We start from the raw sequence: 24,609 nt of genomic DNA, 5'->3' as shown, positions 1-24,609 counted from the left end.
TCGTCGTTGCCTGAAGCCATCATGCCGACCAGGAAGCCGTCGCGCATCCGGGTGTCAGCCTCTGAGCCGCCGTGGGGCTCAGGTGTCCTCGTCGGACTCAGTGGCCTGCTCGTGCTCCTGCTCCTCCTGGCGCATGCGGCTCAGGAAGGACTTCGTGCGTGCGTGCTGGGGGTTGGAGATGACCTCGCTCGGCGGGCCTTCCTCGACGACGACGCCACCGTCCATGAAGACGACCCGGTCGGCCACCTCGCGGGCGAAGCTCATCTCGTGGGTGACGACGATCATCGTCATGCCGTCCTTGGCGAGCTGGCGCATCACCTTGAGGACCTCGCCGACGAGCTCGGGGTCGAGGGCGGAGGTGGGCTCGTCGAACAGCATCAGCTTGGGCTGCATCGCGAGGGCCCGGGCGATCGCGATCCGCTGCTGCTGCCCACCGGAGAGCTGAGCGGGATAGGCGCTGGGCTTGTCCTTGAGGCCCACCTGCTCGAGGAGGGCCAGGGCGCGCTCGCGCACGGCCTTCTTCTTCTCGCCCTTGACCTGGATCGGGGCTTCCATGATGTTCTCGAGGGCGGTCATGTGGGGGAAGAGGTTGAACCGCTGGAACACCATGCCGATCTCGCGGCGCTGGGCGGCGATCTGCTTGTCGGTGAGGTGGTGCAGCGTGCCGCCGCGGTCGTCGTAGCCCATCAGGTCGCCGTCGACCCAGATGCGTCCGCCGTCGATGGACTCGAGCTGGTTGATGCACCGCAGGAAGGTCGTCTTGCCCGAGCCCGAGGGGCCGAGCAGGCAGACCACCTCGCCCGGGTGGACGTCCATGTCGATGCCCTTGAGCACCTGGTTGCCGTGGAACGCCTTGGTGACGTTGACGGCGTGGACCAGGGGAGCGCCCCTGTCCCGCTCCGCTGAGCGGGTGCTGGTGGTCGTGTCGCTGGTCATCAGTGGCCTGCCGTGATCGTGTCGAGCTTGCGCCGGGTCGCCTTGGAGGGAGCTCCGAAGCCGCGTCCGTAGTAGCGCTCGAGGTAGTACTGACCGACCATGAGGATCGAGCAGACGATGAGGTACCACAGCGTGGCGGCCATGAAGCCGGGGACGATCTGGAACGACCGCTGGCCGAACCCGTAGGCCTGGAAGTAGAGCTCGGTGATGATCGACGCGGCGATGAACAGCGAGGTGTCCTTCACCATGGCGATCGTCTCGTTGCCCGTCGGGGGCACGATCACCCGCATCGCCTGCGGCAGCACGATGCGGCGCATCGTCTTGCCCGGCGGCATCCCCAGCGCGTGCGACGCCTCGATCTGGCCCTTGTCGACCGACAGGATGCCGGCCCGCGCGATCTCGGCCATGTAGGCGCCCTCGGAGAGACCGAGGCCGAGGATGCCGATCCAGATCGACGAGGAGATGTCGTTCCAGCTGAAGCTGAAGAAGGTGAGGTCGTTGGACAGACCGAGCGCGTGGGACAGCTGCTGGCCGAAGGGGATCCCGATGTGGATCGGGTTGTAGAGCACCGCGATGGCACCGCCCAGGATGGCCAGCAGGACGTAGCGCGGCATGGCCCGGAAGAACCACGTGTAGACGAACGCCACCCCGCGCAGGACCGGGTTGGTGGACAGCCGCATCACGGCGAGGGTGATGCCGATGCTGATGCCGAGCACCATGGCCCCGATGGTGCCGAAGATGGTGCCCTTCCACAGTCCGTCGATGACCGGCCGCTGCTGCATGATCTCGAAGGCGAAGGACCAGTTCCAGTTCTCGTTGGTGACGACCGAGCGGCGTGGATCTTGCCCGGCCGGTCCTCTGCAGCAGGTGTGGTGGACATCAGGGCTGCGGGTTCACGGCGAAGTCGCTGATTGCTCCACCCTCGGTCTTCCACTTCGTGAGGATGGCCTTGTAGCTGCCGTCGGTGTCCATCGCCTTGAGCGCGTCGGCGATGGCCTGACCGAAGTCGGTCTGGTCCTTCGGGAGCACGAAGCCGTAGGGAGCCGAGTCGTACTGCTCACCGAGCAGCTCGAGCTTGCCCTGCGTCGTGTCGACCGCACTGATGGCCGGCGGCAGGTCGACGAGCATGGCGTCGGCCTTGCCCGTGAGCACGGCCGAGGTCACCTTGGCCTGGTCGGCGTCCACGATCGCCTTGATGGCCGGCTTGCCCGCATCGGTGCAGGCCTTGCTCCGCTTGGGCAGGTCCTCGTCGGACTGGACGGTGGCCTTCTGGACCGAGATGTTCAGTCCGCACGCGTTGTTGGGGTCGACCTTCTTGGGGTTGCCCTTCTGGGTGACCCACTGGGTGCCCGCCGTGAAGTAGCTGACCATCGTGGCCTGCTGCATGCGTTCGGCGTTCACGGTGAAGGAGGAGACACCCACGTCGTACTTGCCGCTCTTGACACCGAGGATGATCTGGTCGAAGCCGGTCGGGACCCACTCGGTCTTGATGCCGAACTTGGCCATGACCGCATCGAACAGCTCGACGTCCATGCCGATGACCGTCTTGCCGTCCGCGTCGAGGTACTCGTTCGGCTGGTAGGTGGCGTCCGTACCGATCACGATCTTGCCGGCGCTCTTGACCTTGGCGGGCAGCTTCGCGACCAGGGCCTGGTCGACCGCGGCCTTGGTCGTGGAGCTGCTGCTCGAGCTGCTCGTGTTGGTGGAGAGCGAATCCGAGCCGCAGGCGGACAGCGCCAGTCCTGCAGTGGCCAGCCCCGCGATCAGGAGAGTGGAGGGGCGCAAGCGATGGGTCATGCGGTGAGGTTCCTTCCTCGTATGCCGGGTCACCTGGGGAGGTTCCCAGGTCACCCGCTGGGGGTTAGGGGCATCCTGCCAGCAAGGATCGGGAACCGGGCTAGATCTGATGTTCCGAAACAGTCTCGAATCCGAGATGTCCCACTTGGGTAGGAGCCTGGGCGCCCAGGGCGCCTCGTCGCAGCACTGGAAGCCTCGGTGCCGCGACGCGCCGGGGCGCCGGCCGAAGAGGGGACGTCGTGGCGTGGCGCCGGTGTGCGCACACCAGTCGCAAGCCTGCTGCCCGCGCGAGCCGTTCTCGCGAGCGGTCGGGGGTAGGGTCGGCCCGGTCAGGATTCGCAGTGCAAGGAGCAGTCAGTGAACGACGTAGCGCAGATTGAGATCGAGCACGGAGACAGGTTCGCTTTCGGCGACAACTGGGCCCGCTTTCTGGAACTCGTCGACGACACTCGGATACGCGCGGCGGTTGACTCGCTATCGGACTACCTGGGTGTTGACTCGCTTGACGGAAAGACGTTCGTCGACGTCGGTTCGGGGAGCGGCCTGTTCAGCCTTGCTGCCCGGACCATGGGCGCCACGGTGTTCTCCTTCGACTTCGATCCGCAGTCGGTGGCGTGCACGACCGAACTTCGACGTAGGTACCGACCCGAGGACGAAGGCTGGACGGTGCAGCAGGGATCCGTTCTCGACACCGCATTCCTTGGGTCTCTAGGGCAGTTCGACGTCGTGTACTCGTGGGGGGTCCTGCACCACACGGGGGACATGTGGAGCGCCTTGGCGAATGTCGATGGCCTGGTCCGTCCCGATGGGACGCTCTTCATTGCGATCTACAACGACCAGGGGCGGACTTCTCGCAACTGGAAGCGCGTCAAGCGGATGTACAACCAGTCAGGTCCGGTCGGGCGATGGCTGGTGCTGAACGCCGCGGCAGCGCAGATCCGAGCTCAGCAGATGGATGTGTCGGGGGCCGTCTATCGGATTGTGAAGCGAATTCCGCAGCCTGTCGATCCGCAGTCTCGCGACCGAGGAATGGACCGGCGCCGCGACTTGGTCGACTGGGTGGGCGGGTGGCCGTTTGAGGTCGCCAAGCCGGAGGAAATATTCGACTTCTTCCGTGACCGGGGCTACGTGCTCTCGAGGCTCATGACGTGCGGCGGAGGGTTGGGCTGCAACCAATTCGTATTGCGCCGGAATCGATCCGCCTGAGGGGGTCGGGCGTTTCGGCTCACGAACGCTGCGCAATCCGCGACGCCGGTCACACTCGCGTCACACCAGTGGTTTCGCGCGCTCGGGTGTGCCACCATGAACTCGCGGGTAACCCCCGCGCTCTGCGTCTGAGAGGCCACACCCGGCTGTCGTTCGACCGCGGATCTATCCGTGCGCGGTGTGCCCCACGCATCTTCTTGTCTTCCTTGAGGTGAATTGTCCATGTCTGCGTTCCCGTCGTTTCCGCTGTTCGACCCGTCCGACCCGGTCTTCCGGGCGCACGAGGGCGGCAAGCTCGGGGTACACGCCACGCAGCCCCTGCGGGACCGCGTCGACCTGGCGATGCTCTACACGCCGGGCGTGGCTGACGTCTCCCGGGCGATCGCCGCCGATCCCTCACTCGCCGCGCGCTACACGGCCCGCGGCAACACCGTCGCCGTCATCACCGACGGCACGGCCGTCCTCGGCCTCGGCGACATCGGTCCACTCGCCGCGATGCCGGTCATGGAGGGCAAAGCGGTGCTGTTCAAGCACTTCGGCGGGGTCGACGCGGTCCCGGTGTGCATGGAGACGGGTTCGGTCGAGGAGCTCGTCGAGGCCATCGTGCGGATCGCGCCGACCTACGGCGGCATCAACCTGGAGGACATCTCAGCACCGCGGTGCTTCGAGATCGAGCGGCAGCTGCAGGAGCGGCTGGACATCCCGGTGTTCCACGACGACCAGCACGGCACCGCGATCGTCGTGCTGGCCGGTCTGATGAATGCCGCGAAGGTGGTGGGCCGCACCCTGGAGTCGCTGCGGGTGGTCGTCTCCGGAGCCGGCGCCGCGGGTGTCGCGGTGACCAAGCTGCTCGCTCGGGCCGGCGTCGCCGACATCGTCGTCTGCGACTCCCGGGGGATCGTGTCCCCGGCTCGGCCGGACCTCGCCGACCACAAGCGGCGGCTCGCCGCGACCACGAACCCGCGCGGCCTCTCGGGGACGCTCGGCGATGCGCTCGTGGGCGCCGACGTGTTCGTCGGAGTGTCCGGGGGGCAGGTGCCCGAGGCCGAGATCGCGCGGATGGCGCCGTCGTCGATCATCTTCGCGCTCGCCAACCCCGATCCCGAGGTGCACCCCGACGTCGCGTCCAGGTATGCCGCGGTGGTCGCCACGGGCCGTTCGGACTTCCCCAACCAGATCAACAACGTGCTGGCCTTCCCCGGGATCTTCCGCGGCGCGCTGGACTCGGGAGCGCCGCAGATCACCGAGGCGATGAAGCTGGCAGCAGCGGCAGCAATCGCCGCGCTGGTGCCCGAGCCGACTGCCGACGAGATCGTGCCGAGTGTCTTCGCCGAAGGTGTCGCCGACGCAGTCGCCGCGGCGGTCGCCGAGCTCGCCTGACCCACGGGCCGGCCGCCACACTGGTCCGGGTCGCGCCCCGCACCAACTAAGATGTGAGGCGTTTGTCCTGACCGTCCATATCGTGGGGATTACTCGTGCGTTTGCTCATTACCGGCGGGGCCGGGTTCATCGGTTCCAACCTCGCCCGTTTAGCCCTCGCTCACGGGCACGAGGTCGTTGTCATCGACGACCTCTCGACCGGATACGAGGAGAACGTGCAGGGGGTGGACCTGCGGTTCGTTCGCGGCTCGATCCTCGACCCCACCGCGTTGGCTGACGCAATGGCCGGGGTGGACTCGGTGGTTCACCTCGCGGCCCTCGGCAGCGTGCCTCGGAGCATCAAGGACCCCGTGGCCACGCACGCTGTGAATGCGACTGGCACGCTCAATGTCCTCGAGGCCGCGCGGGCCGCCGACGTCGACCATGTCGTAGTCGCCTCGTCGTCATCCGTCTACGGACTCAACCCCGCGTTGCCGAAGAGCGAGCGCGAGTGGGTCCGACCCATGAGCCCGTATGCGGTCACGAAGCTCGCGACGGAGCAGTACCCGCTGGCGTACCAGCAGTCCTACGGCATGAAGACGCTGGCCTTCCGGTTCTTCAACGTCTACGGGCCCCGTCAGATGGCAGGGCACGTCTACGCCGCGGTGATCCCGGTGTTCATCGACGCTCTGATGCGTCAGGATGCCTTGCCAATCAATGGCGACGGCAGCAACTCGCGCGACTTCACGTATGTCGGCACCGTCTGCCGGGTGTTGCTCGACGCCAGCGAGCGGAAGCTCTCCCACCCCGAGCCGGTCAACCTCGCGTTCGGCACCAACACGACCCTGCTCGAGCTGGTCGCCAAGATCGAGGCCGCCTCAGGGATGGCCGCTGAGGTACGGCATCGCGATCCGCGACCGGGCGACGTCAAACACTCGCAGGCGGACAACACCGTTCTCCGTTCGCTCTTTCCCGAAGTTCAGCCCGTTTCGCTCGAGCAGGGCCTCGCGGACACCGTCGCATGGTTCAAGGAGATCCAGTGAGCAGGAAACTCGTCGTTGTCGGCCAGGGCTATGTCGGCCTTCCTATGGCGTTGCGCGCAGCCGCCAAGGGGTTCGAGGTCGTCGGGCTTGACACGAACGCGGCGGTGGTCGAAGCGCTGAATGCGGGTATGTCGCACATCGACGACATCTCGGATGAAGAACTGAAGACCGGGCTCGCGGCAGGCTTCATCGCGACCACAGACGCCTCGAGCATCGCGGATGCTGACGTGGTGGTCGTGTGCGTCCCGACGCCTCTCAGCGAAGACGGCGGTCCAGACCTTCGTCCCGTGGAGGGCGCCGCGCGTGCGATTGGGCAGCACGTCCGCCCCGGAGCACTGGTCATCCTGGAGTCAACGACGTACCCGGGCACCACGGAGGAGGTCTTCGCGCCCTTGGTTCTCCGGGACGGAATGATTGCGGGCCGAGATCTCAACATCGCCTTTTCTCCCGAGCGCATCGACCCGGGTAACCACGAGTTCGGGGTGCAGAACACCCCCAAGGTCGTGGGCGGCCTGACGCCAGCGTGCACCGTGGCGGCGCGGGACTTCTATGCGGAGTTCATCGACACCGTCGTCGAGGCCAAGGGAGCCAAGGAGGCCGAGATGGCCAAGCTGCTCGAAAACACCTTCCGCCACGTCAACATTGCCCTCGTCAACGAGATGGTCCGGTTCTCCCACGAGCTCGACATCGACCTGTGGGACGCGATCGACTGCGCGGCCACCAAGCCGTTCGGCTACATGGCTTTCCGCCCCGGACCTGGCGTTGGTGGGCACTGCATTCCGGTCGACCCGTCGTATCTGAGCCACCGGGTGAAGGCACGACTTGGCTACGCCTTCCGCATGGTCGAGCTTGCCGAGGAGATCAACACCGCGGCTCCGCTCTATGTGGCGAACAGAGTGTGGCAAGCGCTGAATGAGCGCCGAATCGCCGTGAACGGGGCGAAGGTCCTCCTGCTGGGCGTGACGTACAAGGCAAACATCTCTGACCGTCGGGAGAGCCCTGCCGACCCGGTGGCCAAGCGCCTGCTGGAATGGGGCGCCGATGTGTCCTACCACGACCCGTTCGTGCCCGAGTGGGAGATCAAGGGAACCGGCGGTGTCAGCCTCAAGACCGAGGAAGATGCGGTCATCGCTGCTGCCGAAGCAGACATCGTCGTCCTGCTTCAGACGCATTCAACCTACGACCTCGAGTCGTTGGCGACGAGCAGTCGAGTTCTGCTCGACACCCGGGGCGTCATCGAAGACAGCGCGACGGCGGAACGCTTGTGACGACTGCCCTTGCGCTTGGTCGGACTGACTAGCATGGCCAGGCTCCGGGTCGCGTTCGTCTTGAGCGCGGCAACCAATGGAGGCACGGAGTCGCAGGCTGCCTTGCTTGCACGGGGCCTGGCCGAGCACGGTGTCCACGTTGATGTGTTCCTGCTGGATGGGCGCCTCGCAACCCAGGACTTTGCGTCGGCACCGGTTCACGTGCTGTCACCGAGTGGGTCGGCCAGGTTCGTGCGCGCGCTTGCTCCGGCGCTGGCCGCCTACCGCCTCGGGCGCTCACTGAGGCACGGAAACTATGACGTCGTGCACGCGATGATGGCCCGCGCACACGTGCTTGCACCTCTGCTCGCGTCCGGCGGACGAGCCCGGCCGTTTGTCGTCGCGTGGCGTCGAAATATGGGTGCTCATTCTGGGAACCGTGCGTTCGATGCCGTCGAACGGTTTGCGGCCTGGCGGACCGACGTGATCGTGGGGAACTCGCCGGCGGTCGTGGAGTATTGGCAGGGCCGGCGGCACCGACCTCGCAGTGGCTACCGCATGGTCCCTAACGGACTTGAGTCCTGGCGCTTCGATCGCGTGGAGGCGGCTCAGCTGTCTCTGGCGCGGCATCATCTGGTGTCGGTGGGGAACCTGCGGCCGGTCAAGGGTCACCTCGACCTGATCGAGGCCGCCGCTCAGGTGCGAGCCGGGGGCGAGGATGTGGGCGTCCTCATCGTCGGTGAAGGGCCTCTCCACAAAGAACTGGTTGCGCGAGCCGCAATCCAAGCGGTGCCGCTGGAGATCGTTGGAGGTGTTCGGGATACCCGGCCGTACCTCCAGGCCGCACGGGTGTACGTGCAACCATCACATCAGGAGGGGTCGAGCAACGCTATCGGCGAAGCCATGGCGCAAGGATGCTCGGTGGTTACCACGTCCACCGGCGATGCCGTGGAACTGGTCGGCGAGCTCGGCAGAGTCGTACCCGCAAAGCGTCCAGACCTACTCGCCGAAGCCCTTCGCGTGGTGCTCGGCGAAGGCGCTGCCGTGAGAGACGCTGCAGTCGTTGAGCGCGCCAAGCGCCTTCGCGGTGTAGGTGTCGTGGTCGAATCGCACGTGAAGATCTATCGAGATGGAGTGAATGATGTGCGGCATCGTCGGGGCGATTGAGCCTCAGAGCCCACGACGGGACCAACTCATCCACGAGATGTGCGATGCCATGGTGCATCGCGGACCTGACGACCAGGGTGCGTACGGAGACACAGACGCGGCCATCGCGATGCGGCGGTTGTCGATCATCGATGTCGTCGGAGGCTCTCAGCCTGTGTTCGGCGAGGGCCAGGACGTTGTCTGTGTCTTCAACGGCGAGATCTACAACTATCGTGAGCTGCAAAAGGACCTTGAGACCAAGGGGCACCGTCTCGCCAGCGACTCGGACAGCGAGTGCATTCCGCACCTGTACGAAGAGTACGGCCTGGAGTTTGTGCAGCACCTCCGCGGAATGTTCGCGATCGCCATCTGGGATCGCAAGGACAAGCGCCTCGTGCTGGTCCGCGACCGGCTCGGGAAGAAGCCGCTCTTCTACCGTGAGGATACGAACGGACTCTCCTTCGCGTCCGAACTGAACTCCTTGCTCGTCGACGAGCGGACCGGTCGCGACATCGACGAGGTTGCGCTGAGCCACTACCTCACCTACCAGTACGTTCCAGCGCCCTGGTCCATCTACAAGAGTGTTCGCAAGGTTCCGCCCGGCCACTTGGCGGTTTACCAGCATGGCCGCGTCACCGTGTCGCGGTACTGGCAGCTGGAGTACTCCGAGACCGGGGCTCAGCACGACGTGCCCGAAGAGGAGCTCGGCGAGGAGTTGCGCGAACGCCTCCTCGAGTCGGTCTCCGTTCGACTGATGAGCGAGCGGCCGCTTGGGGCCTTCCTCTCGGGCGGCCTCGACTCTTCGGCCATCGTTGCGGCCATGAGCAAGGTGTCGGCTGGAACCGTGAAGACCTTTTCCATCGGGTTCGACGAGGAGTCGCACAACGAACTCCCGTTTGCACGACAGGTGGCGGAGCAGTACGGAACCGAACACCACGAGCAGATCGTCCGCCCCGATGCGTTGGACGTGCTCCCGAAGATCGCCAGCATGTTCGGCGAGCCCTACGCAGACTCGTCGGCGATTCCGAGCTACTACCTGGCTCAGATGGCTCGGGCAAACGTTGTCGTGGCCCTGAACGGGGATGGTGGCGACGAGGCCCTCGGGGGCTACACGCGGTACAGCGCATTCCTTTCAAGCCAACAACCGGCCTGGGCTCGCTATGCGTCGCGTCCCGCTGGGTGGGCGAGTCGCGGCCTCGCGCCGATTGCCAAGCGATCCAGGCAGCTGGCGAGGGCTCACCGCATTGCCACGGTCATGGCTGAGGCCGTCCCAGCTCGACGTTATGGGCGGCTCATGTCGTACTTCGACCACGAGGCCAAAGACCGCGTAATGACGGCGGACCTGCGGCGACGTGTCAGCGGGCAGGACAGCTACGGGTTGTTGGAGCAGCTGTGGGATGACCACGGCAAGACGGACGTGGTCAACCGCATCCTCGCCATGGACACCTATTCCTATCTGCCGGGTGACCTACTGCCCAAGGTCGACATCACCACCATGGCGGTCTCCCTCGAGGCTCGCAGCCCACTGCTCGACCACACGTTCATGGAGTGGGCGGCAGCGCTGCCTGGCGACCTCAAAGTGCGCAACGGTGAGACGAAGTACCTCTTCAAGAAGGCCCTCGGCCCGTGGCTGCCGCAGGAGCTGATCTATCGTCGGAAGCAGGGCTTCGGCATACCGCTCGATGCATGGCTGCGCGGACCCCTGCGGTCCATGCTGGCAGACCTGCTGCCGAACGGCACGGGGGTCAGGCTCGGCTGGTTCGATGCCTCAGAGGTGCAGGGGCTGATCGACCAGCACATGAATGGCGTCAACCACGCCCCCCGCCTGTATGCGTTGCTCATGTTGGAACTATGGCTGGATGCCGTTCACACCAGGCCACCGCGAGTGCCGGCATGACGGCCGTTGAGTCTCCAATGCGCATCGCCTTTGCAATCGGCAGCGCCAATCGCGGGGGGGCGGAGGGGCAACTCGTCAGGCTGGCCTGCGCTCTGAAGGGCCGCGGGCATGACGTTCGCGTCATCCTTCTGACGACTGGAGGTCCCCTGACCGAGGTACTTGATGCCGGAGATGTTCCCTGGACTGTCGCTCGCCCGCTGAGGCTGCCAACGAGCACGGGTCGGAATCTTGCCATTTTCCCTCGGCTGGCGTTCACGCTCTGGAGAATGCGGCCCGACGTCGTCTATGCGTGGCTTGCTGGAGCCGTGTGGCCCACTCTGCTCATGACCACCCCCTTGCGTCGCACCGCACGTGTCGCAGCCTTCCGCGGCGAAGTGTCATCGACGCGGTTCGGCATCGCGTCGAGACTGTTCCGATGGGCTGTGAGGGATGCACACCTCGTCACCATCAATGCTCCCCAGCTCCGTGAGCACGCGATCTCGTGGGGGGCGACATCCGACCTTGTGCGCTTCGTGGCGAATGGCGTCGACATACCCGGATGGTCGGCTGATCCCACGCCTACCCCTCCCACCGCCGTCGTCGTAGCCAACTTCCGCTGGTACAAGGGCCATGACGTCCTCGCGGACGCCCTGAGTAGAGTGCGCAGCCCTCTCTCGGTGCGTCTGATCGGGGAGGGAGATCACCTCGAGCCGACGCGTCAGCGCATTGCGGATCTGGGCGTCGTTCACGAGGTGACGTTCGTCGGGCATCCGGCCGATGTCCCTGCGGAGTTGAAAGGAGCCCAGTTCGCGATTCATCCGTCGCGGACTGAGGGGTTGTCGAACGCTATCCTCGAAGAGTTGGCGGCCGGGCTGCCTGTGGTGGCCACCGATGTCGGGGGGACCAGCCTGTTGGTCAACTCGGGCGAAAACGGGCTGCTTGTACAGCCGAACGATCCCGAGGCGTTGGCGGCCGGGATCGAGTTCATGGCATCAAATCACCGAGAGCGAGCTGAGATGGCCCGTGCAGCGCGACACAGGGTGACGGGTTACTCGTGGGAGGCCTCCACATCGGCAACTGAGGCGATGTTGCGTGAAGCCGTTGCGCTTGCCCGGAGGAGCAGGTGAGGACTGACCTGCTGCGCTTCCTGCGTCTCTTTCCTCAGGAGGTCCGCCGGTCTGTTGTCACGGCAACCGTGATCTCGATCTTGTTGTCGCTGCTGGACTTCGCATCAGTCCTGCTCCTTCTTCCAGTCTTCACCACGCTCACCGGGGGCACCAGCGTCCAGCTGCCCATCCGACTGCCCATCGGCCCGACTGCTCTGGTCTGTGTGGCGATCGGACTGATGATCGCCCGCTCGATGATGACGTTCGCCTTTCGCTACTGGTGGAGCGGAAAGGTTGCCGAAGCCGAGGTGCTGCTGAGTTCGCGGCTGCTTCGCGGATATGCTTACGCGCCGTTCTCCTTTCATTTGGGACGCAACTCATCTGAACTTCTTTCCAGAGCAATCTCCCACGTCAACATCGCGACCAATTCAGGGCTCAACTCCATCATTCTGGTCGTCGCTGACGGGACCACGTGTCTTGCGCTGGCCGCCGCTCTCTTTGTGGCCAGCCCGGTGGCCGCCCTGCTGGTCCTGGCCTATCTAGCACTGGTCGCTGGTGCCTTCACCTTCGCCAGCATGCGCACTGCGGCACGAAGCGCTGACAAGTTCGGCAGGGAGGTCTCATCGGTTTACACCCATGGCGCCAACGTTCTGCGGGGGATCAGAGAGCTCACGGTTGCTGGTGCGCGCGACCAAGCGCTTGGCTCGATAGCCAGCGCGCGTACGAACATGGTTCGCGCGCAGAGGGTTATCGCGGTGTTGAACGACGTTCCGCGGCTCACGCTTGAGGTGGCACTGTTTGGTGCCATCCTCGCTGCCCTCGTATTCGTGCTTCACAGCGGGGACTCCAAAGGCAGCCTCTCTCTGATTGCCTTGTACGTTGTCGCTGGGCTGCGAATCCTGCCAGCCCTGGCGCGCTGTCTGGGCACCGTCAACCAGCTGCGAACAGGCCTGAGCCTTTCCGAACAGGTGGGCCACGAGCTGGCGGAGATCGCCGATGCCGGACGCCAGCATCATCGGGATGCTGAGCCGCTTCCCTCGGAAGGCGCCCTGGCCGTCGTGGACGTCTCCTTCTCCTACGAGGAGGGCGTCCCGGTGCTCGAAGGTGTTTCCTTCAGCGTGCCATTTGGGTCGCACGTTGCCATCACCGGTCCCTCGGGCGGCGGCAAAAGCACCCTCCTCGGCCTCCTCCTTGGCCTGCTCAAGCCGACCGCGGGACAGGTGACGTACGGCGCAGCCGATATCGGGGTGGCAGACGAGGCGTGGTTGCGGCGAGTGGGCTATGTTCCGCAGGACGTTTTCCTGTTGGACGAGACTCTTGCCAAGAACGTCGCGCTAGGTGACGACGACCCTGATTCGGAAAGAATCTGGCAAAGCCTGAGGTCGGCATCAATGGGCGCTTTCGTGGAGGGTCTTCCCGAAGGACTCGACACCGAGCTGGGCGAGGGTGGCAGCCGACTCTCGGTGGGCCAGCGACAGCGCTTGGGGATCGCTCGCGCGCTGTATCGGCGGCCGTCCCTCCTCATCCTTGACGAACCTACGGCGGCTCTTGATCAGCGCACCGAAGCGGATATCGTCGAGACGATTGACGGGCTACGCGGACACCTGAGTGTCGTCACCGTTGCCCACCGACTCGATACACTCCAGGCTTGTGACGCGGTCTACCAATTGGTGAACGGGAACCTGAGCCGTGTCCCGCTGGGATCGCCCGAGCGCGCACGATGACCTTGCTCAGGGGGCGTCGGGTCCGCATTCTCGATGTGGCATTGATCCTTGCCGCGGTGGGCCTGCTCGGTGGGCTCTACGTTTTCGGCCTACTGAGTCTTCGGCCCCTCCTGCGGCCCCTCATTGGTCTTATCGGGTGCCTCGCGCTCGGACACATCGCCCCAAGGACGGCCGTCGCCATGTCGTTGGCTGCTCCCTTTGCCAGCCACCTCCCCGGAGGTGCGCTCATTGCCAGTCAGTCGGAGAATCTGGGTTCGGCGCTGTGTGTTGGTGTCCTCATGGGTTCGATTGGTCGTCAGGGCAACGTCGCGGACGGACGGGCGAGGAAGCTCGTCATCACTTTCGGCCTGGTCAACCTTGTTGTCCTGCTGGCTCTTCCGCACGGCGAATCGTCGGCACTATCGCTGTTCCAGGCTGTCTTCCACGCCGTGACCGCCGCCACCGCAGTCACAGTTCTGTCGATGGACGTAGCGCACATGGCCAGGGTGGCGGCGCCCGCAGGAGTCGTCCTGTCCTGGGTCGCCTATCTCACCCCCGAACTGCTCGTGGACCGGACCACGTCAACCGCAGGACAGAATGCCAATGGCGTGGGCATGGTTGCGGCGATCTGTCTCGTGTTTGCGGTGGTGGGCCTACTCCGGGACTCTCCGCGCTGGAGGATTCTCCATGCAGCCAGTGCGATCGTGTGCGGCGCTGGAGTGGTCGTTTCCCAGTCGCGGGGCGCCTATCTTGACTTGGCTGTGGCGGCACTGGTGCTGGTGTCTGGTCGCTTGCTCACGAGGCGCTCGATCGCGGGCTGGGCCAGAGTCGCGCTGTTTGTGGTTCTGGCGACGTGGATTGGCGCGAGGGTGGTGTCGTGGGCGGGCACGTTCACGGGTCGGTTCGCCGAAGCACAGGCAGAGTCCGAATCGCTGCAGTCGCGCATGGACGCCGCTGTCTACAGCCTGCACGAGGGCCTGATCCACCCACTCAGCGGCGTTGGCCTGACAAATCTCGCGAGCTACTCAAGCCTTCACGACGGCGACGCGCTGGTGCGATCGCATGTGGTCTATCTGGGCATCTGGGGAGAGGTCGGCGCCATCGCGGCGCTCCTGTTCGGCATCCTTTGCTGGCGAGCCGTGTTGGCGTCGCGGCGTGCAGGCCGACAGCCTTTGGCGGTGGTCGTAGTCGTCCTCGCAGCCGGCGTTTCGGTCAACTGGTGGCCGTTGTCAGGTTCGGGAACCATTGCCCTCGCCGCACTGGCCTGGGGGGCGTCCCTGAATTCCGACGCCGCCCTCCCGCCAGCGATTGATCCAGTTCGTGACGCCGTTCGAAGCGGGGCGGCCGACCCAAGAAACCACAGAGAAGGACCTCGCCAGTGACTGGCCAGACGATCGTCCGCCCCGAACACCGGGAGCCCCTTCAAAGGGCCTCAGCACCCGCTCATGCGTTCCGCGCCGACGTCCAGGGTTTGCGAGGGATCGCTGTAACGCTGGTGGTGGCTTATCACTCGATCTTTCGGGACTCGGGTGGTTTTGTCGGCGTCGACGTGTTCTTCGTGGTGTCAGGCTTTGTCATCACACGGATTTTGGCAGCAGAGCTCGCCGACACCAACACTCTCTCCCTGGCGGCCTTCTACGCGAGACGGGTTCGGCGCCTCCTTCCAGCGCTCTGTGCAGTCCTGCTCTTCGTGGCGGCGGGGTCGGCTCTTGTGCTGACACCCCTGGGAAACCTCCAAACGGTGGCGAGGACGGGGGTGGCTTCCGCGCTCTTCAGTGCCAACGGTGCATTGTTTTTCATGACCGGCGGCTATTTCGATACCGCGGCCGAGGCGAACCCGTTGCTACACATGTGGACCTTGGCGGTCGAGGAGCAGTTCTACCTTGTCTTCCCCCTGCTCATGTTGGTGAGCTGGCGCCTTGCAAAGCGGCTGAGCCGATCGCCTCGACAGACTCTTGTCATGGTGATTGGGGCCGTGGCAGCCATGTCCCTGGCCCTCTGTGTTTATTTGACCTTCTCAGCAGGGGCGCCCTTCCACTTTCTCACGGTCAACAGTCGCTTTGGTTTCTTCGGGTCTCCCAGCCGCGCGTGGGAGTTCTGCGCCGGGGCCGTGATTGCCCTCTCGGAGAGCCGAATCAGGGAGATCCTTGGCAGGCGACTATCCGAGCTGTCCGGACTGGTGGGACTAGTCGGCCTCGTCGTGACGGTGGTGGCCTTCGACAGCGCGACCCCATTTCCCGGCTATGCGGCTCTCCTTCCAGTGATTTCTACCGCGTTGATTCTCTCTGGCGGATGCCGACCCGGAGGCTACGTGAGCGGCATTCTGGGCCAGAGGTGGCTTGTCTGGGTGGGCGACCAGTCCTATTCGTGGTACCTGTGGCACTGGCCATTGATCGTGTTTCTCAGGCTGCTGGCTCCGCAGGCTCCGGCTTGGGCCGTCGTTGGCGCTGCACTCACCGGTCTCGTCCTCGCGTGGCTCACTGGGGTCGTGGTCGAGAGTCCCATCCGGCGCAACCGGAGGATTGTTGGGTTTCGGGCAGCCGCGTTGGCCGTGGTGTGCACCTTGGTGCCGAGCGGTGCGTTCGGGGCGCTGTTGATCTCAGCGGATCATCCGCCAGCTCGCATCCGCCAGCTCGCGATCGACGCGAGGCCACACCTCGACTCGACGCAACTCTGCACGGCCAACCTTCCTGGGTCGGCGCAGACACAGAAATGCACGTGGACCGTTCCCGCAGCCAAGGGCACCCTGCTTCTCTTGGGAGACTCCAACGCTGGTCAGTTCGCCGAGCCTGCCCTCAGTATTGCCCGCGAGCGGCACCTGAATCTGGTGCTGGCAACCTATGGTGGTTGCCCGTTCGCTGATGTTTCTTCCACCTACCTCACCGCCGGGCACGACACCCAGGCCTGCAACGCTTTCATTCGGGCCTGGGCTGCAGAGGTGGTGCGGACGCGGCCTGCGCTGGTCATGCTGGCTAGCGCATCCACGGACTACATCTACAGCACCGTTGTGCGCTTCGACAGTTTGGACGGTCGGCGATCGGCCAGTTTGGATGGCGAGCAGTCCACATCGTCTCTCCAACGGAAGGCAGCCCTCTGGGGCCAGGGAGTCTCCAGCCTTCTTACGCCTTGGGCCGAGGCGGGTGTCCCCACCTTGCTCGTGAATACGGTGCCCCACTTCGCAAACTTTGACCTGCGACTCTGTCCTGCCATCACCGCCGCCCGGGATTCGTCGAAGTGCGCGACATCCGCACCGACTGAAAAGCTCAGACTCGAGTCCGAGCTGACGAGCGGTGTAGAAGATGCCGCGGTCGCCCAGTTCCCCGGGATGTCGACACTGAACCTGTTCGACAGCATCTGCGGCGGGCCTACATGTTCGACCTTCAGGGACGGCCGATTTGCCTATCGTGACGGTGGGCACCTCTCGGTGCCGTTCGTCATGTCCCTGGAACCCGAGATTCGCCGGGCGGTCGATCGGGTGTTGGCAGCTCCTCGCTAGGGCTGCCGGCCAGTGGGCCGAGGTTACGGCCCTCAGATGTTCCGCAGCGGAGCAAGGAGCGATCTGACGACGTCGTGGGGACTGTAGTCCCGGGTGACCCGTTCCCGCGCAGCCCGCCCAAAGTCGCGGCATTCGTCGGGATGTTCGAGGAGGAATGACGCGGCATCCGCAAGCGCTCTGGCGTCGTTGACCGGCACGACCAAGCCCGTCTCCCGATCGGTCACGCTGTCCACCGCACCGGTAGCGGTCGTGGTCACGGCCGGGATGCCCATTGCTGCAGCTTCCAGTACAACATTGGGAAATCCTTCTCGCAGGGAAGGAAGAACAAGAAACGTCATGAGGGAGAGAAACGGCCGCACATCCTCGACGAAGTCGACGGTAACCACCCTGAGCCCCGACGACCGTAGTAACGCCAAGTAGCGCCTTGAGTCAGGCTCGTCTTGGGAGCCCACCACAAGCAGCTGGGCGTCGGGAGCATGGCTCTTCAGCATCTCAGCTGCCGTGACCAAGGTGTCGAGACCCTTGTCATGAGTCAGTCGCCCTACGAAGCCAATGACTGGGTTACCCAGCAGGATGCCGAGAGACTGAGCGAGCACCGTGTCCGGCGGGCGCGGGGCAAAGTGCTCCGAGTCGACACCGTGACTGCTGCCCGGTGTAGTCCGATGAACCTTCGATGCAGGCGCAAGACCCATTTCGGTGAATTTGCTCGCCAGTGAGGGGGAATTTGCCACGATCACAGTCGACATCGCTGCCGTCAGCATTTCCATGCTGCTGAGAACCTTGAGCCGAATACCAACCTCGCCCTCGAGGCGGAGACCGCCGAGGTAGTACATCCGCTGTGGCACCCTGAACATCCACGACGAGGCTTGGCCGAGGAGGCTGGCTTTGGGCGTAGCCGTGATCACGACGCTTGGACCAACTCGCTTGACGAGGCGGATCCAATGATAGAGAGCAGAAATGTCTGACCAGAGGGAGATCTCGCGAGACATGTCTAGGGCATGCACCGTGACGCCGAGATCTCGTCTCAGGGCCTCCAATGACGGGCCCGCCGAGGAAACGATATGAACGTCGTAGCGGTCGGCCAACTGTCGAATTAGTTCGCGATGGAACTTGTCCAGTGTGACCGGAATCGTCGACGTGAGCAGGGCTCTCTCACGACCTGCAGTCATTCGTCCAAACGACTTTCGCGAGCGAAAGGGCGAGAGATTCTCACTGAGGGTGCCCCTGGGCCGCTTCAAGGTCTGTGATGCTTCGTATGTAGGTGTCGGCGCCGGGCAGGACATCAAAGTCCTCCTTGAGGATGCCGACATACAGGAGGTCCGTGAAGCCTCCATGCCGCCAAACGTGTTTACGTGCTGTCCCCTCGATCGTCCAACCACAATGCTTGGTGTACGCCTTGATGGACGGACGGTTGGTGGCCAGGATTGTGGAGTGGAGGCGTTGGAGCCCAACGTCGTAGAAGGCGAATGCCATCACCGTCATGATTGCGTCCGTGCCGAGTCCTCGTCCTCGGACATTTTCGCTCCCGCCCAACTTCAGGGCGGTCAGAGCGTTGCGATTGTGCCAGTCGATGTCCCATAGTCCGGTGAGTCCAATAGGCCCACCCTCGATCTCATCGACCATCCAGCGCCGAGTGTTGGGCTGCGAGGGTGAACGGAACCAGGTCTCCTGTTCCTGCAGGGATGTAGGCCAGTCCCAACCAACCACGTTCGAACGCACTACTGGGTCGCTGTTGAGGTCGGTGATGAATGCCTGGTCGGTGCTTTCGATGGGACGAAGGCGAATGTGCTTGCCCAACATCAGCGACTCCTCGTCGTTCGGGTGGCCTTGAGCGATTCAAGGCCCTTATGCACTGCGGTGCCCACGTGGTTCATGTCCGCCACACCGTAGCGATGGTCTATGGGGACGGAGAGAAACCTTTGGGGCCAGTCTGATACGTCAGGCAGCAGTTCCGAAGGCGGCCAGTGGATGGGGCAGTAGATCCGCCTCCGGGCCAGCCAGTCACGGAGGGCTTGTGGATCCGGAACCTCCAGAACGATATGGGAGGGGTTGGTTGTGGCGCTCGGTGGATTCAGGATGCGGAGCGCTGAATGCCGGCCCAGCGCCCTGACGAGGGCTTCGGCGTTTCGTCGGCGACGGACGGCCAACTTGGGCAGATCAAGTCGTCGGAGGAGGTTTAGCGTAGGCGCGCTCATCGCGCGAGGCGTCAGGTCGACCGTTAGCGCGCGCTCGGACTCGTGGAACATGGGCAGGTGGCTGCTTTGTGGCTGGGGCTCCGACAGGTTGGCCGTCTTGGTGCTCATTGCTTTACGTCGCTGGGCAACGGCGTCACTGTTCGAGGGGCCGACCTGCGTGTCCTCCGTGGGAAGCCCAATGGCGTAGCCACCATCAAATACCGGCAGCAGCTTCCGCAGGCTGGCTACTCGGATATCGGTTTCAATGCAGGGCTCGTCCAGCACTCTGTGGCTCTCGTCGGTGACGACCACAACACCAGCGCCTCGAGCGGCGCGCAACGCGGCGACCATGTCACCCGAAGGGCCGCGTCCAAAGTATGGGGCGTTCAACAGGACTGAGTCTTTCAGTGATCCGATGGCGTCAGGCGGGGTTTCCAGGTCGGGCGTCGTCGGAAGCGCGACAACCTTCCAGTCCTTGGCGAACGGCTCGATCATGCTGTCGCACAGGTAGCCAGGCACATGGATTGTGCGCAGGCCGCGACGCCACAACGACTCCGCGGTCAGCGAAAGTGCCTGGCGTCCGTTGGCCACGTATCTGGTGAGCGGGCCGTCCCACGGGAGGACCCCGGTCGTCCTCGTGAGGTACTCACCGCCCACGAGCTCGAAGTCGGATCCGATCTCAGCGGCCGAAGACCCAAGCGCCGCCTGTGGGTCGCTGCTACGCATGGGGGCCGCTCTTCGTACGTGGACCGTCCTTGAGGTCGTCCACGTCCACGGCAGACTGACCGATGATGACGCCTTCGCCCAGGAGGGCCTTGGGCAGGGTCATCGCCACGATGAGACAGTCCCGCCGGAAGGAGAGGGTCTCGATGTACTCGAGGTCCGACTCAATCCGCAGCGACCAGGGTGCGTTGTTCCTGTGCCGCACCTGGGCAAGTCCCGTCAGCCCGGGCCGGACCTCCAACCGTCCCAGTTGTCGCGGCGAATACCTCTCGACCTGGGATGGGAGAGCGGGTCGTGGGCCTACAAAACTCATCTGGCCGTTCACGATGTTCAGCAGCTGTGGCAACTCGTCGAGGCTGAGTCTCCTCAGGAGGCTGCCGATCGGCGTCACCATCGCAGCAGTCGGATAGTTGTTCGACTTGGCCTCGGTTCCCACCTGCATGGTGCGGAACTTGTGGACCCGAAATGGGTTCCCTTGCCTTCCGGCCCGCACTTGATGGAAGTGAATCGGTCGACCACTGGTCAACAGGATGAGGACCGCACAGGTCGCATAGACCGGGGAGAGAAGCACGCCCAGAGCAACGGCGCCGATGACGTCCAAGGGCCTCTTGACGTGTCTCGCATAAGCGGAGTGGGGGCCAGACATTTCAGCCTCCCGCTCGATACGCCGGGAAGTGGCGACGCTCGCCCAGGTGGGCACGTGAACCCAGGGAGCGCCCAACGAGGTCGTCATACACAGCTTCATTCACGACCAGTCCCGTGGCTGAATAGGTGAATCGGCGTCCACCAAAGGCCCTCTTGAACTTGAAGAGGGCGTCCTCGCCCCTGAGTCCGCCACCGAGGTGAAACTGAGTCACGCCAATGGTGCCCGCGTACTTGAGCGCCCCCCAGAGGAGCAGGTTGTTGACACCCAACCGCGCTGCTTCGACCTGTGAACCTGACAGGTGATAGTGCAGGAAGCGACCGTGTCGCATGAGCAGGGCAGCAGCGTGAGTCGTGCCGTCGGGGGAGATGACCTCGGAGATCGCCAGGTTCGGACCAAGGGCTGTAAGCAGTTTGGTGTAGTAGCCATCCGAGAATGTGTACGAGGGCACCGCCTCTCGCCGCGTCATCGTGCTCTCGTAGAGGTTTCGGAACGGGCTTCCTTCGACAAGGTCCTCGCCGGCCACCGGGCGGACGGCATTCGTATATCCCGCCTTGATCGCCTTTCGCACAGCGGTCCGGCTTCGGCCTTCCATACGTTCCCACATGCCCTCTTCGGGGCCGATGTCGACCGCTGTCGTGGGGTGGTCCTCGACCACCGAGACCTGGTTCGCGGTTCGGGGTGCTTGCTGAACGAGAGGGGAATGCCGGAGGAACGCGCTCACGATCCCGAGATCAGACAACGCCGTGATGGTTTCGCGCCAGGCAGTGTCGAGGTCGCGATCCGACAGATTTGCGGCGGCATAGACGCCCGAGTAGCCATAGGGCGAAGTGGCGTCCTTCACGCCATTTGCAAGGGGACGAACGGCAAGGGGGATCAGCCACCCGCCGTCGAACATCTCCAGCAGCCTCCACGTGCCGTTGGCCTCGGAGGCGTCGACACCGCCATAGGCAGGCGTGAAGTAGATGTCCGGTGAGACCAAGCCTCTCGGTACAGACCCCTCGTCGTGGCAGTTGATCACAAGGCCCTCAGCGCGCGCCGCAAACTCAGAATCACGCGCTCCACGTCCGGCTCCGACAGGATCGAGCCGCTGGGGAGGGTGATGCCATTCGCGAACAAGCGGTCGGAGACGCCGTTGCGGAAAGATCGCGCTTCGGCGAACACCGGTTGCGCGTGCATCGGCTTCCACAGGTGACGGGCCTCGATGTCTTCCCGTTCCAGGTGGGCGATCACATCGCCCGCGTGAGCGGTCGCTTCGTCAGGGTCAAGCACCACACAGGTGAGCCAGCAGTTGTCTGCCTCTGAGCCACGCGGCCCATCTTCGCCCAGGAGGCGAAGGCCGGGCACGTCGGCCAATCCAGCGGCGTATGTCTTCCGGATCTCTCTGCGACGGGCGATCATGTCGTCGAGGCGAGACAGCTGACCTCGGCCCAAGGCTGCCAACAGGTTGGACAGGCGGTAGTTGTAGCCGATGTCGGTGTGCTCGTACCAGGGGACAGGCTGGCGAGCCTGCGTGGAGAGATACCGAGCACGGTCGAGGAGCTCGAGGTCGTTGCTGACCAACATGCCCCCGCCCGACGTGGTCATGATCTTGTTGCCGTTGAAGGACAGCGCTGCCGCACGACCGAAGGATCCGGCCGCTGCCCCTTCGTACTCAGCGCCAAGGGCTTCGGCTGCGTCTTCGAGGAGCGGGATCTCGCGTTCTTCGAGAGCCCCCACGATGGCTGCGTAGTCGGCGGCACGGCCGAACAGGTCGACCGTCATGACTGCCGCTATCTGCTTGCCCTCGCGGCGGAGCGTGTCCACCGCCTCGAGCAGCAGGGTCGGGTCGACGTTGCCGTCGGAGGCCTGCGAGTCGACGAAGACCGGCTCGGCGCCCGTGTATGCGATGGCGTTGGCGCTCGCGGCGAATGTCATCGATGACACGACGACGACCGTGCCTGGCTTGGCGCCCACGTGCAGCAGGGCCAGGTGGAGGGCAGCCGTGCCGGACGAGAGGGCGAGGGCGCCGGCGACTCCGAGACGCTCTGCTACCTCCGACTCGAAGGCGTCGACGTGGGGTCCGAGCGGAGCCACCCAACCCGAGCGGATGGCATCGAGGACGAACGACTCCTCGACGTCAGTGATGTCCGCCTTGGAGAGGTAGATGCGTTCCATCACAAAGTGGCACCCAGCGGTGCCCGAGCGGTCGACTCCTTGCGCATCCAGTCCGCTGCTGCCGCGTGGCTCGACGGACCTGCTTCCAGGACTTCCGAGCGGTCGATGGCCGGCACGTCGACGCTGGACACCAGTGCGTGACTCGTGGGCTTGCGTTGCTCGCTGGCGGAGAACAGCTCCTCGCCGAGCTTCTCGCCCTGGCGCAGGCCCGTGTAGACGATGTCGATGTCGCGCCGGCCGGACATCCGCAGGAGGGTCTTGGCGACGTCGACGATCTTCACCTGCTCGCCCATGTCGAGCACCATGACCTCGCCGTCTCGGCCGATCGAGGAGGCCTCGAGCACGAGCTGGCAGGCTTCGGGGATCAGCATGAAGAAGCGCTCGACGTCGGGGTGGGTGACGGTGATCGGGCCACCGCGCTCGATCTGGGCCGTGAAGGCGTGGACCACGGATCCGCGTGAGCCCAGCACGTTGCCGAACCGCACCGAGACGTAGCGACCGGGGAAGCGGAGGGAGAAGTCCGCGGTGATCCGCTCGGCCAGCCGCTTGCTGTAGCCGAGAACGCAGATCGGGTTGGCGGCCTTGTCCGTGGAGATGTTGACGAACGTGCCGACCCCGACGCGGGAGGCTGCTTCGAGGACGTTCAGGGTGCCGAGGACGTTGGTCTTCCACGCCTCCAGCGGGTGGGACTCGAGCAGTGGCAGGTGCTTGAGCGCGGCCGCGTGGAAGACGATGTCAGGCCGGGCTCGGTTGAACGCGTGGTCCATCGCCTCGACGTCGCGGATGTTGGCCAGGATGAGCTCGTCGCTGTCGAGCAAACCGTGACCGTGCAGGCTCATCTGGATGGCCTGGAGTCCGGACTCGTCCCGGTCGAGCATGAACAGCTTGGCGGGTCCGAAACGCGCGATCTGGCGACACAGCTCGGAGCCGATCGAGCCGCCGGCACCGGTGACGAGGATGCGCTTGCCGGCGATCTGCTCGGCGATGGTCGCCATGTCGAGCTCGATCGGGCGTCGGCCCAAGAGGTCCGCGACGTCGACGTCGCGAAGGTCCCCAGCGGTCGGCCGGCCATCGATGATGTCCCGGACGGGCGGGAGGGTGAGCACCTTCAGGCCGGCATCCTCGGCGAGGGCGGTGAGCTCACGGATGGTGCTTGCCTCGGCCCGTGGAAGGGCGATGACCAACGTCTGCGCGCTGTACTTGGCCGCGACCCCTCCCATGTCGGCGCGCGACCCGCGCACCCTGATGCCTTCGACGCGAAGTCTGGCCTTCGCGCGGTCGTCGTCGAGGAGGGCAACCGGCTGGTAGCCACTGCCCACGTCGCGGATCAGGCTCCGCGTGAGGCGGCGGCCGGCCTCGCCCGCGCCGAATACGATCGCCCGCTGTTCCTCAGGAGCGTGGGCAGCCCTGCTCGTGCGCATCGTGCGGATGATGAAGCGGGCCGCGAACATGCCGAGCATGGCGAAGGCCGGTGCCGTGAACGGGACGCTCCTGGGCACAGGTCCGAAGTGCAGGCCGAAGACCAAGGTCATCAGGACGAGCGTCGTGAGGAGCACCGTGCGTCCCACGTCGTAGGTCTCTTCGAACGAGCCACGGTCGTGGCCGACCGCATAGGGCCCGAAGAAGGTGCCGAACCCGAGCTGGGCCACGACGGCGACGGCGGTGAACCACAGCAGGGGTGGGGCGACGGTCGGCGCCAGCTGGAGGTCGAACCTGAGCCACGCAGCCATGAACACCGCGACGACCCAGACACCTGCGTCGACCAGAGCCCACATCCAGCGGTTGACGCGCTCACGGCGTACCCGACGGACGGCAGACATCCGATCTCCTCCCGCTGGTAGTCGGCCCAAACGATCGTGAGTTTAACGTCAATTGGGGCAAAGGCCGGACACCACGACGTCAGCGTCATTCGTGTCCGCTGGGCAATTCTGCAGGTCAGTGGTTGTTTTCAAGGCGTGTAGGTGTGAAATGCAACCAAACGGAGGAGTCCACCCATC

20 protein-coding genes are annotated in these 24,609 nt (G+C 64.7%); 10 read left to right on the top strand and 10 right to left on the bottom strand.

What is annotated here, in order from left to right; translation table 11 throughout:
• Window positions 1-78 precede the first annotated feature (78 nt).
• The 3 genes from AC1DS4_RS09680 to AC1DS4_RS09670 form a co-directional block, all read right to left on the bottom strand.
• Window positions 79-936, bottom strand: coding sequence for an amino acid ABC transporter ATP-binding protein (locus tag AC1DS4_RS09680; RefSeq protein ID WP_477623241.1), 858 nt, complete (start codon window positions 934-936; stop codon window positions 79-81).
• Entirely contained in the window at window positions 936-1,718 is a 783-nt protein-coding gene (locus AC1DS4_RS09675; RefSeq protein WP_477646028.1) for an amino acid ABC transporter permease, read from the bottom strand. The genes AC1DS4_RS09680 and AC1DS4_RS09675 overlap by 1 nt, the downstream gene beginning before the upstream one ends.
• A 97-nt stretch (window positions 1,719-1,815) precedes the next feature.
• Entirely contained in the window at window positions 1,816-2,733 is a 918-nt protein-coding gene (locus tag AC1DS4_RS09670; protein WP_477623243.1) for an ABC transporter substrate-binding protein, read from the bottom strand.
• A 357-nt stretch (window positions 2,734-3,090) separates the two neighbouring features.
• Here AC1DS4_RS09670 and AC1DS4_RS09665 point away from each other — a divergent pair, with 357 nt between their 5' ends.
• From AC1DS4_RS09665 to AC1DS4_RS09620, 10 genes are all read left to right on the top strand, one after another.
• Entirely contained in the window at window positions 3,091-3,939 is an 849-nt protein-coding gene (locus AC1DS4_RS09665; RefSeq protein WP_477623244.1) for a class I SAM-dependent methyltransferase, read from the top strand.
• Between the two features lie 222 nt (window positions 3,940-4,161).
• Complete coding sequence (locus tag AC1DS4_RS09660) at window positions 4,162-5,319, top strand: NAD(P)-dependent malic enzyme (RefSeq protein WP_477623245.1); 1,158 nt, start codon at window positions 4,162-4,164, stop codon at window positions 5,317-5,319.
• Window positions 5,320-5,414: 95 nt separating this feature from the next.
• On the top strand, window positions 5,415-6,341 hold the full coding sequence (locus AC1DS4_RS09655; RefSeq protein WP_477623246.1) for an NAD-dependent epimerase/dehydratase family protein: 927 nt from the start codon (window positions 5,415-5,417) through the stop codon (window positions 6,339-6,341).
• Window positions 6,338-7,609 (top strand): nucleotide sugar dehydrogenase, encoded by a 1,272-nt coding sequence (locus AC1DS4_RS09650; protein ID WP_477623247.1) that lies wholly within the window; start codon window positions 6,338-6,340, stop codon window positions 7,607-7,609. The genes AC1DS4_RS09655 and AC1DS4_RS09650 overlap by 4 nt, the downstream gene beginning before the upstream one ends.
• A 33-nt stretch (window positions 7,610-7,642) precedes the next feature.
• Complete coding sequence (locus AC1DS4_RS09645; RefSeq protein ID WP_477623248.1) at window positions 7,643-8,755, top strand: glycosyltransferase; 1,113 nt, start codon at window positions 7,643-7,645, stop codon at window positions 8,753-8,755.
• The gene (gene asnB, locus AC1DS4_RS09640) at window positions 8,730-10,631 is read left to right on the top strand and encodes an asparagine synthase (glutamine-hydrolyzing) (RefSeq protein WP_477623249.1); all 1,902 of its coding nucleotides are present in this window, start codon (window positions 8,730-8,732) and stop codon (window positions 10,629-10,631) included. The genes AC1DS4_RS09645 and asnB overlap by 26 nt, the downstream gene beginning before the upstream one ends.
• Window positions 10,586-11,737, top strand: coding sequence for a glycosyltransferase (locus tag AC1DS4_RS09635; RefSeq protein ID WP_477646027.1), 1,152 nt, complete (start codon window positions 10,586-10,588; stop codon window positions 11,735-11,737). Before asnB ends, AC1DS4_RS09635 begins: the two co-directional genes overlap by 46 nt.
• Complete coding sequence (locus tag AC1DS4_RS09630) at window positions 11,734-13,440, top strand: ATP-binding cassette domain-containing protein (protein WP_477632437.1); 1,707 nt, start codon at window positions 11,734-11,736, stop codon at window positions 13,438-13,440. The genes AC1DS4_RS09635 and AC1DS4_RS09630 overlap by 4 nt, the downstream gene beginning before the upstream one ends.
• 179 nt (window positions 13,441-13,619) lie before the next feature.
• The gene (locus tag AC1DS4_RS09625) at window positions 13,620-14,801 is read left to right on the top strand and encodes an O-antigen ligase family protein (RefSeq protein ID WP_477623251.1); all 1,182 of its coding nucleotides are present in this window, start codon (window positions 13,620-13,622) and stop codon (window positions 14,799-14,801) included.
• Entirely contained in the window at window positions 14,798-16,915 is a 2,118-nt protein-coding gene (locus AC1DS4_RS09620; protein WP_477623252.1) for an acyltransferase family protein, read from the top strand. The genes AC1DS4_RS09625 and AC1DS4_RS09620 overlap by 4 nt, the downstream gene beginning before the upstream one ends.
• A gap of 32 nt (window positions 16,916-16,947) precedes the next feature.
• Here the strand turns inward: AC1DS4_RS09620 and AC1DS4_RS09615 are convergent, their stop codons facing one another.
• The 7 genes from AC1DS4_RS09615 to AC1DS4_RS09585 are packed head-to-tail and all read right to left on the bottom strand — an operon-like array spanning window position 16,948 to window position 24,432.
• Complete coding sequence (locus AC1DS4_RS09615) at window positions 16,948-18,084, bottom strand: glycosyltransferase family 4 protein (protein ID WP_477623253.1); 1,137 nt, start codon at window positions 18,082-18,084, stop codon at window positions 16,948-16,950.
• 40 nt (window positions 18,085-18,124) lie between these two features.
• A complete protein-coding gene (locus AC1DS4_RS09610) occupies window positions 18,125-18,715 on the bottom strand; it encodes a GNAT family N-acetyltransferase (protein ID WP_477623254.1) in 591 nt (196 codons plus the stop codon).
• Window positions 18,715-19,815 carry a hypothetical protein gene (locus AC1DS4_RS09605; protein ID WP_477632438.1) on the bottom strand — a complete coding sequence of 367 codons (1,101 nt, stop codon included), beginning with the start codon at window positions 19,813-19,815 and terminating at the stop codon, window positions 18,715-18,717. Before AC1DS4_RS09605 ends, AC1DS4_RS09610 begins: the two co-directional genes overlap by 1 nt.
• Window positions 19,808-20,413, bottom strand: coding sequence for a sugar transferase (locus AC1DS4_RS09600; protein ID WP_477623256.1), 606 nt, complete (start codon window positions 20,411-20,413; stop codon window positions 19,808-19,810). Before AC1DS4_RS09600 ends, AC1DS4_RS09605 begins: the two co-directional genes overlap by 8 nt.
• Before the next feature lie 46 nt (window positions 20,414-20,459).
• Window positions 20,460-21,437 carry a GNAT family N-acetyltransferase gene (locus AC1DS4_RS09595; protein ID WP_477623257.1) on the bottom strand — a complete coding sequence of 326 codons (978 nt, stop codon included), beginning with the start codon at window positions 21,435-21,437 and terminating at the stop codon, window positions 20,460-20,462.
• Window positions 21,438-21,472: 35 nt separating this feature from the next.
• Window positions 21,473-22,612 (bottom strand): DegT/DnrJ/EryC1/StrS family aminotransferase, encoded by a 1,140-nt coding sequence (locus AC1DS4_RS09590; protein WP_477632439.1) that lies wholly within the window; start codon window positions 22,610-22,612, stop codon window positions 21,473-21,475.
• Window positions 22,612-24,432 (bottom strand): polysaccharide biosynthesis protein, encoded by a 1,821-nt coding sequence (locus AC1DS4_RS09585; protein ID WP_477623259.1) that lies wholly within the window; start codon window positions 24,430-24,432, stop codon window positions 22,612-22,614. The genes AC1DS4_RS09590 and AC1DS4_RS09585 overlap by 1 nt, the downstream gene beginning before the upstream one ends.
• Between the last annotated feature and the right edge of the window lie 177 nt (window positions 24,433-24,609).

This window comes from Pedococcus sp. P3_C7 (assembly GCF_056402615.1).
The sequence above is the reverse complement of the archived record's forward strand: the minus strand, read 5'-3'. Positions and strand labels throughout refer to the sequence as shown.

What these genes read in the sequence shown, in the direction of transcription:
- AC1DS4_RS09680 (WP_477623241.1), bottom strand. Translation starts at nt 936, where the DNA reads ATGACCAGCGACACGACCACCAGCACCCGCTCAGCGGAGCGGGACAGG.
- AC1DS4_RS09675 (WP_477646028.1), bottom strand. Translation starts at nt 1,718, where the DNA reads ATGCAGCAGCGGCCGGTCATCGACGGACTGTGGAAGGGCACCATCTTC.
- AC1DS4_RS09670 (WP_477623243.1), bottom strand. Translation starts at nt 2,733, where the DNA reads ATGACCCATCGCTTGCGCCCCTCCACTCTCCTGATCGCGGGGCTGGCC.
- AC1DS4_RS09660 (WP_477623245.1), top strand. Translation starts at nt 4,162, where the DNA reads ATGTCTGCGTTCCCGTCGTTTCCGCTGTTCGACCCGTCCGACCCGGTC.
- AC1DS4_RS09645 (WP_477623248.1), top strand. Translation starts at nt 7,643, where the DNA reads ATGGCCAGGCTCCGGGTCGCGTTCGTCTTGAGCGCGGCAACCAATGGA.
- asnB (WP_477623249.1), top strand. Translation starts at nt 8,730, where the DNA reads ATGTGCGGCATCGTCGGGGCGATTGAGCCTCAGAGCCCACGACGGGAC.
- AC1DS4_RS09635 (WP_477646027.1), top strand. Translation starts at nt 10,586, where the DNA reads ATGGCTGGATGCCGTTCACACCAGGCCACCGCGAGTGCCGGCATGACG.
- AC1DS4_RS09625 (WP_477623251.1), top strand. Translation starts at nt 13,620, where the DNA reads ATGTCGTTGGCTGCTCCCTTTGCCAGCCACCTCCCCGGAGGTGCGCTC.
- AC1DS4_RS09615 (WP_477623253.1), bottom strand. Translation starts at nt 18,084, where the DNA reads ATGACTGCAGGTCGTGAGAGAGCCCTGCTCACGTCGACGATTCCGGTC.
- AC1DS4_RS09610 (WP_477623254.1), bottom strand. Translation starts at nt 18,715, where the DNA reads ATGTTGGGCAAGCACATTCGCCTTCGTCCCATCGAAAGCACCGACCAG.
- AC1DS4_RS09605 (WP_477632438.1), bottom strand. Translation starts at nt 19,815, where the DNA reads ATGCGTAGCAGCGACCCACAGGCGGCGCTTGGGTCTTCGGCCGCTGAG.
- AC1DS4_RS09590 (WP_477632439.1), bottom strand. Translation starts at nt 22,612, where the DNA reads ATGGAACGCATCTACCTCTCCAAGGCGGACATCACTGACGTCGAGGAG.
- AC1DS4_RS09585 (WP_477623259.1), bottom strand. Translation starts at nt 24,432, where the DNA reads ATGTCTGCCGTCCGTCGGGTACGCCGTGAGCGCGTCAACCGCTGGATG.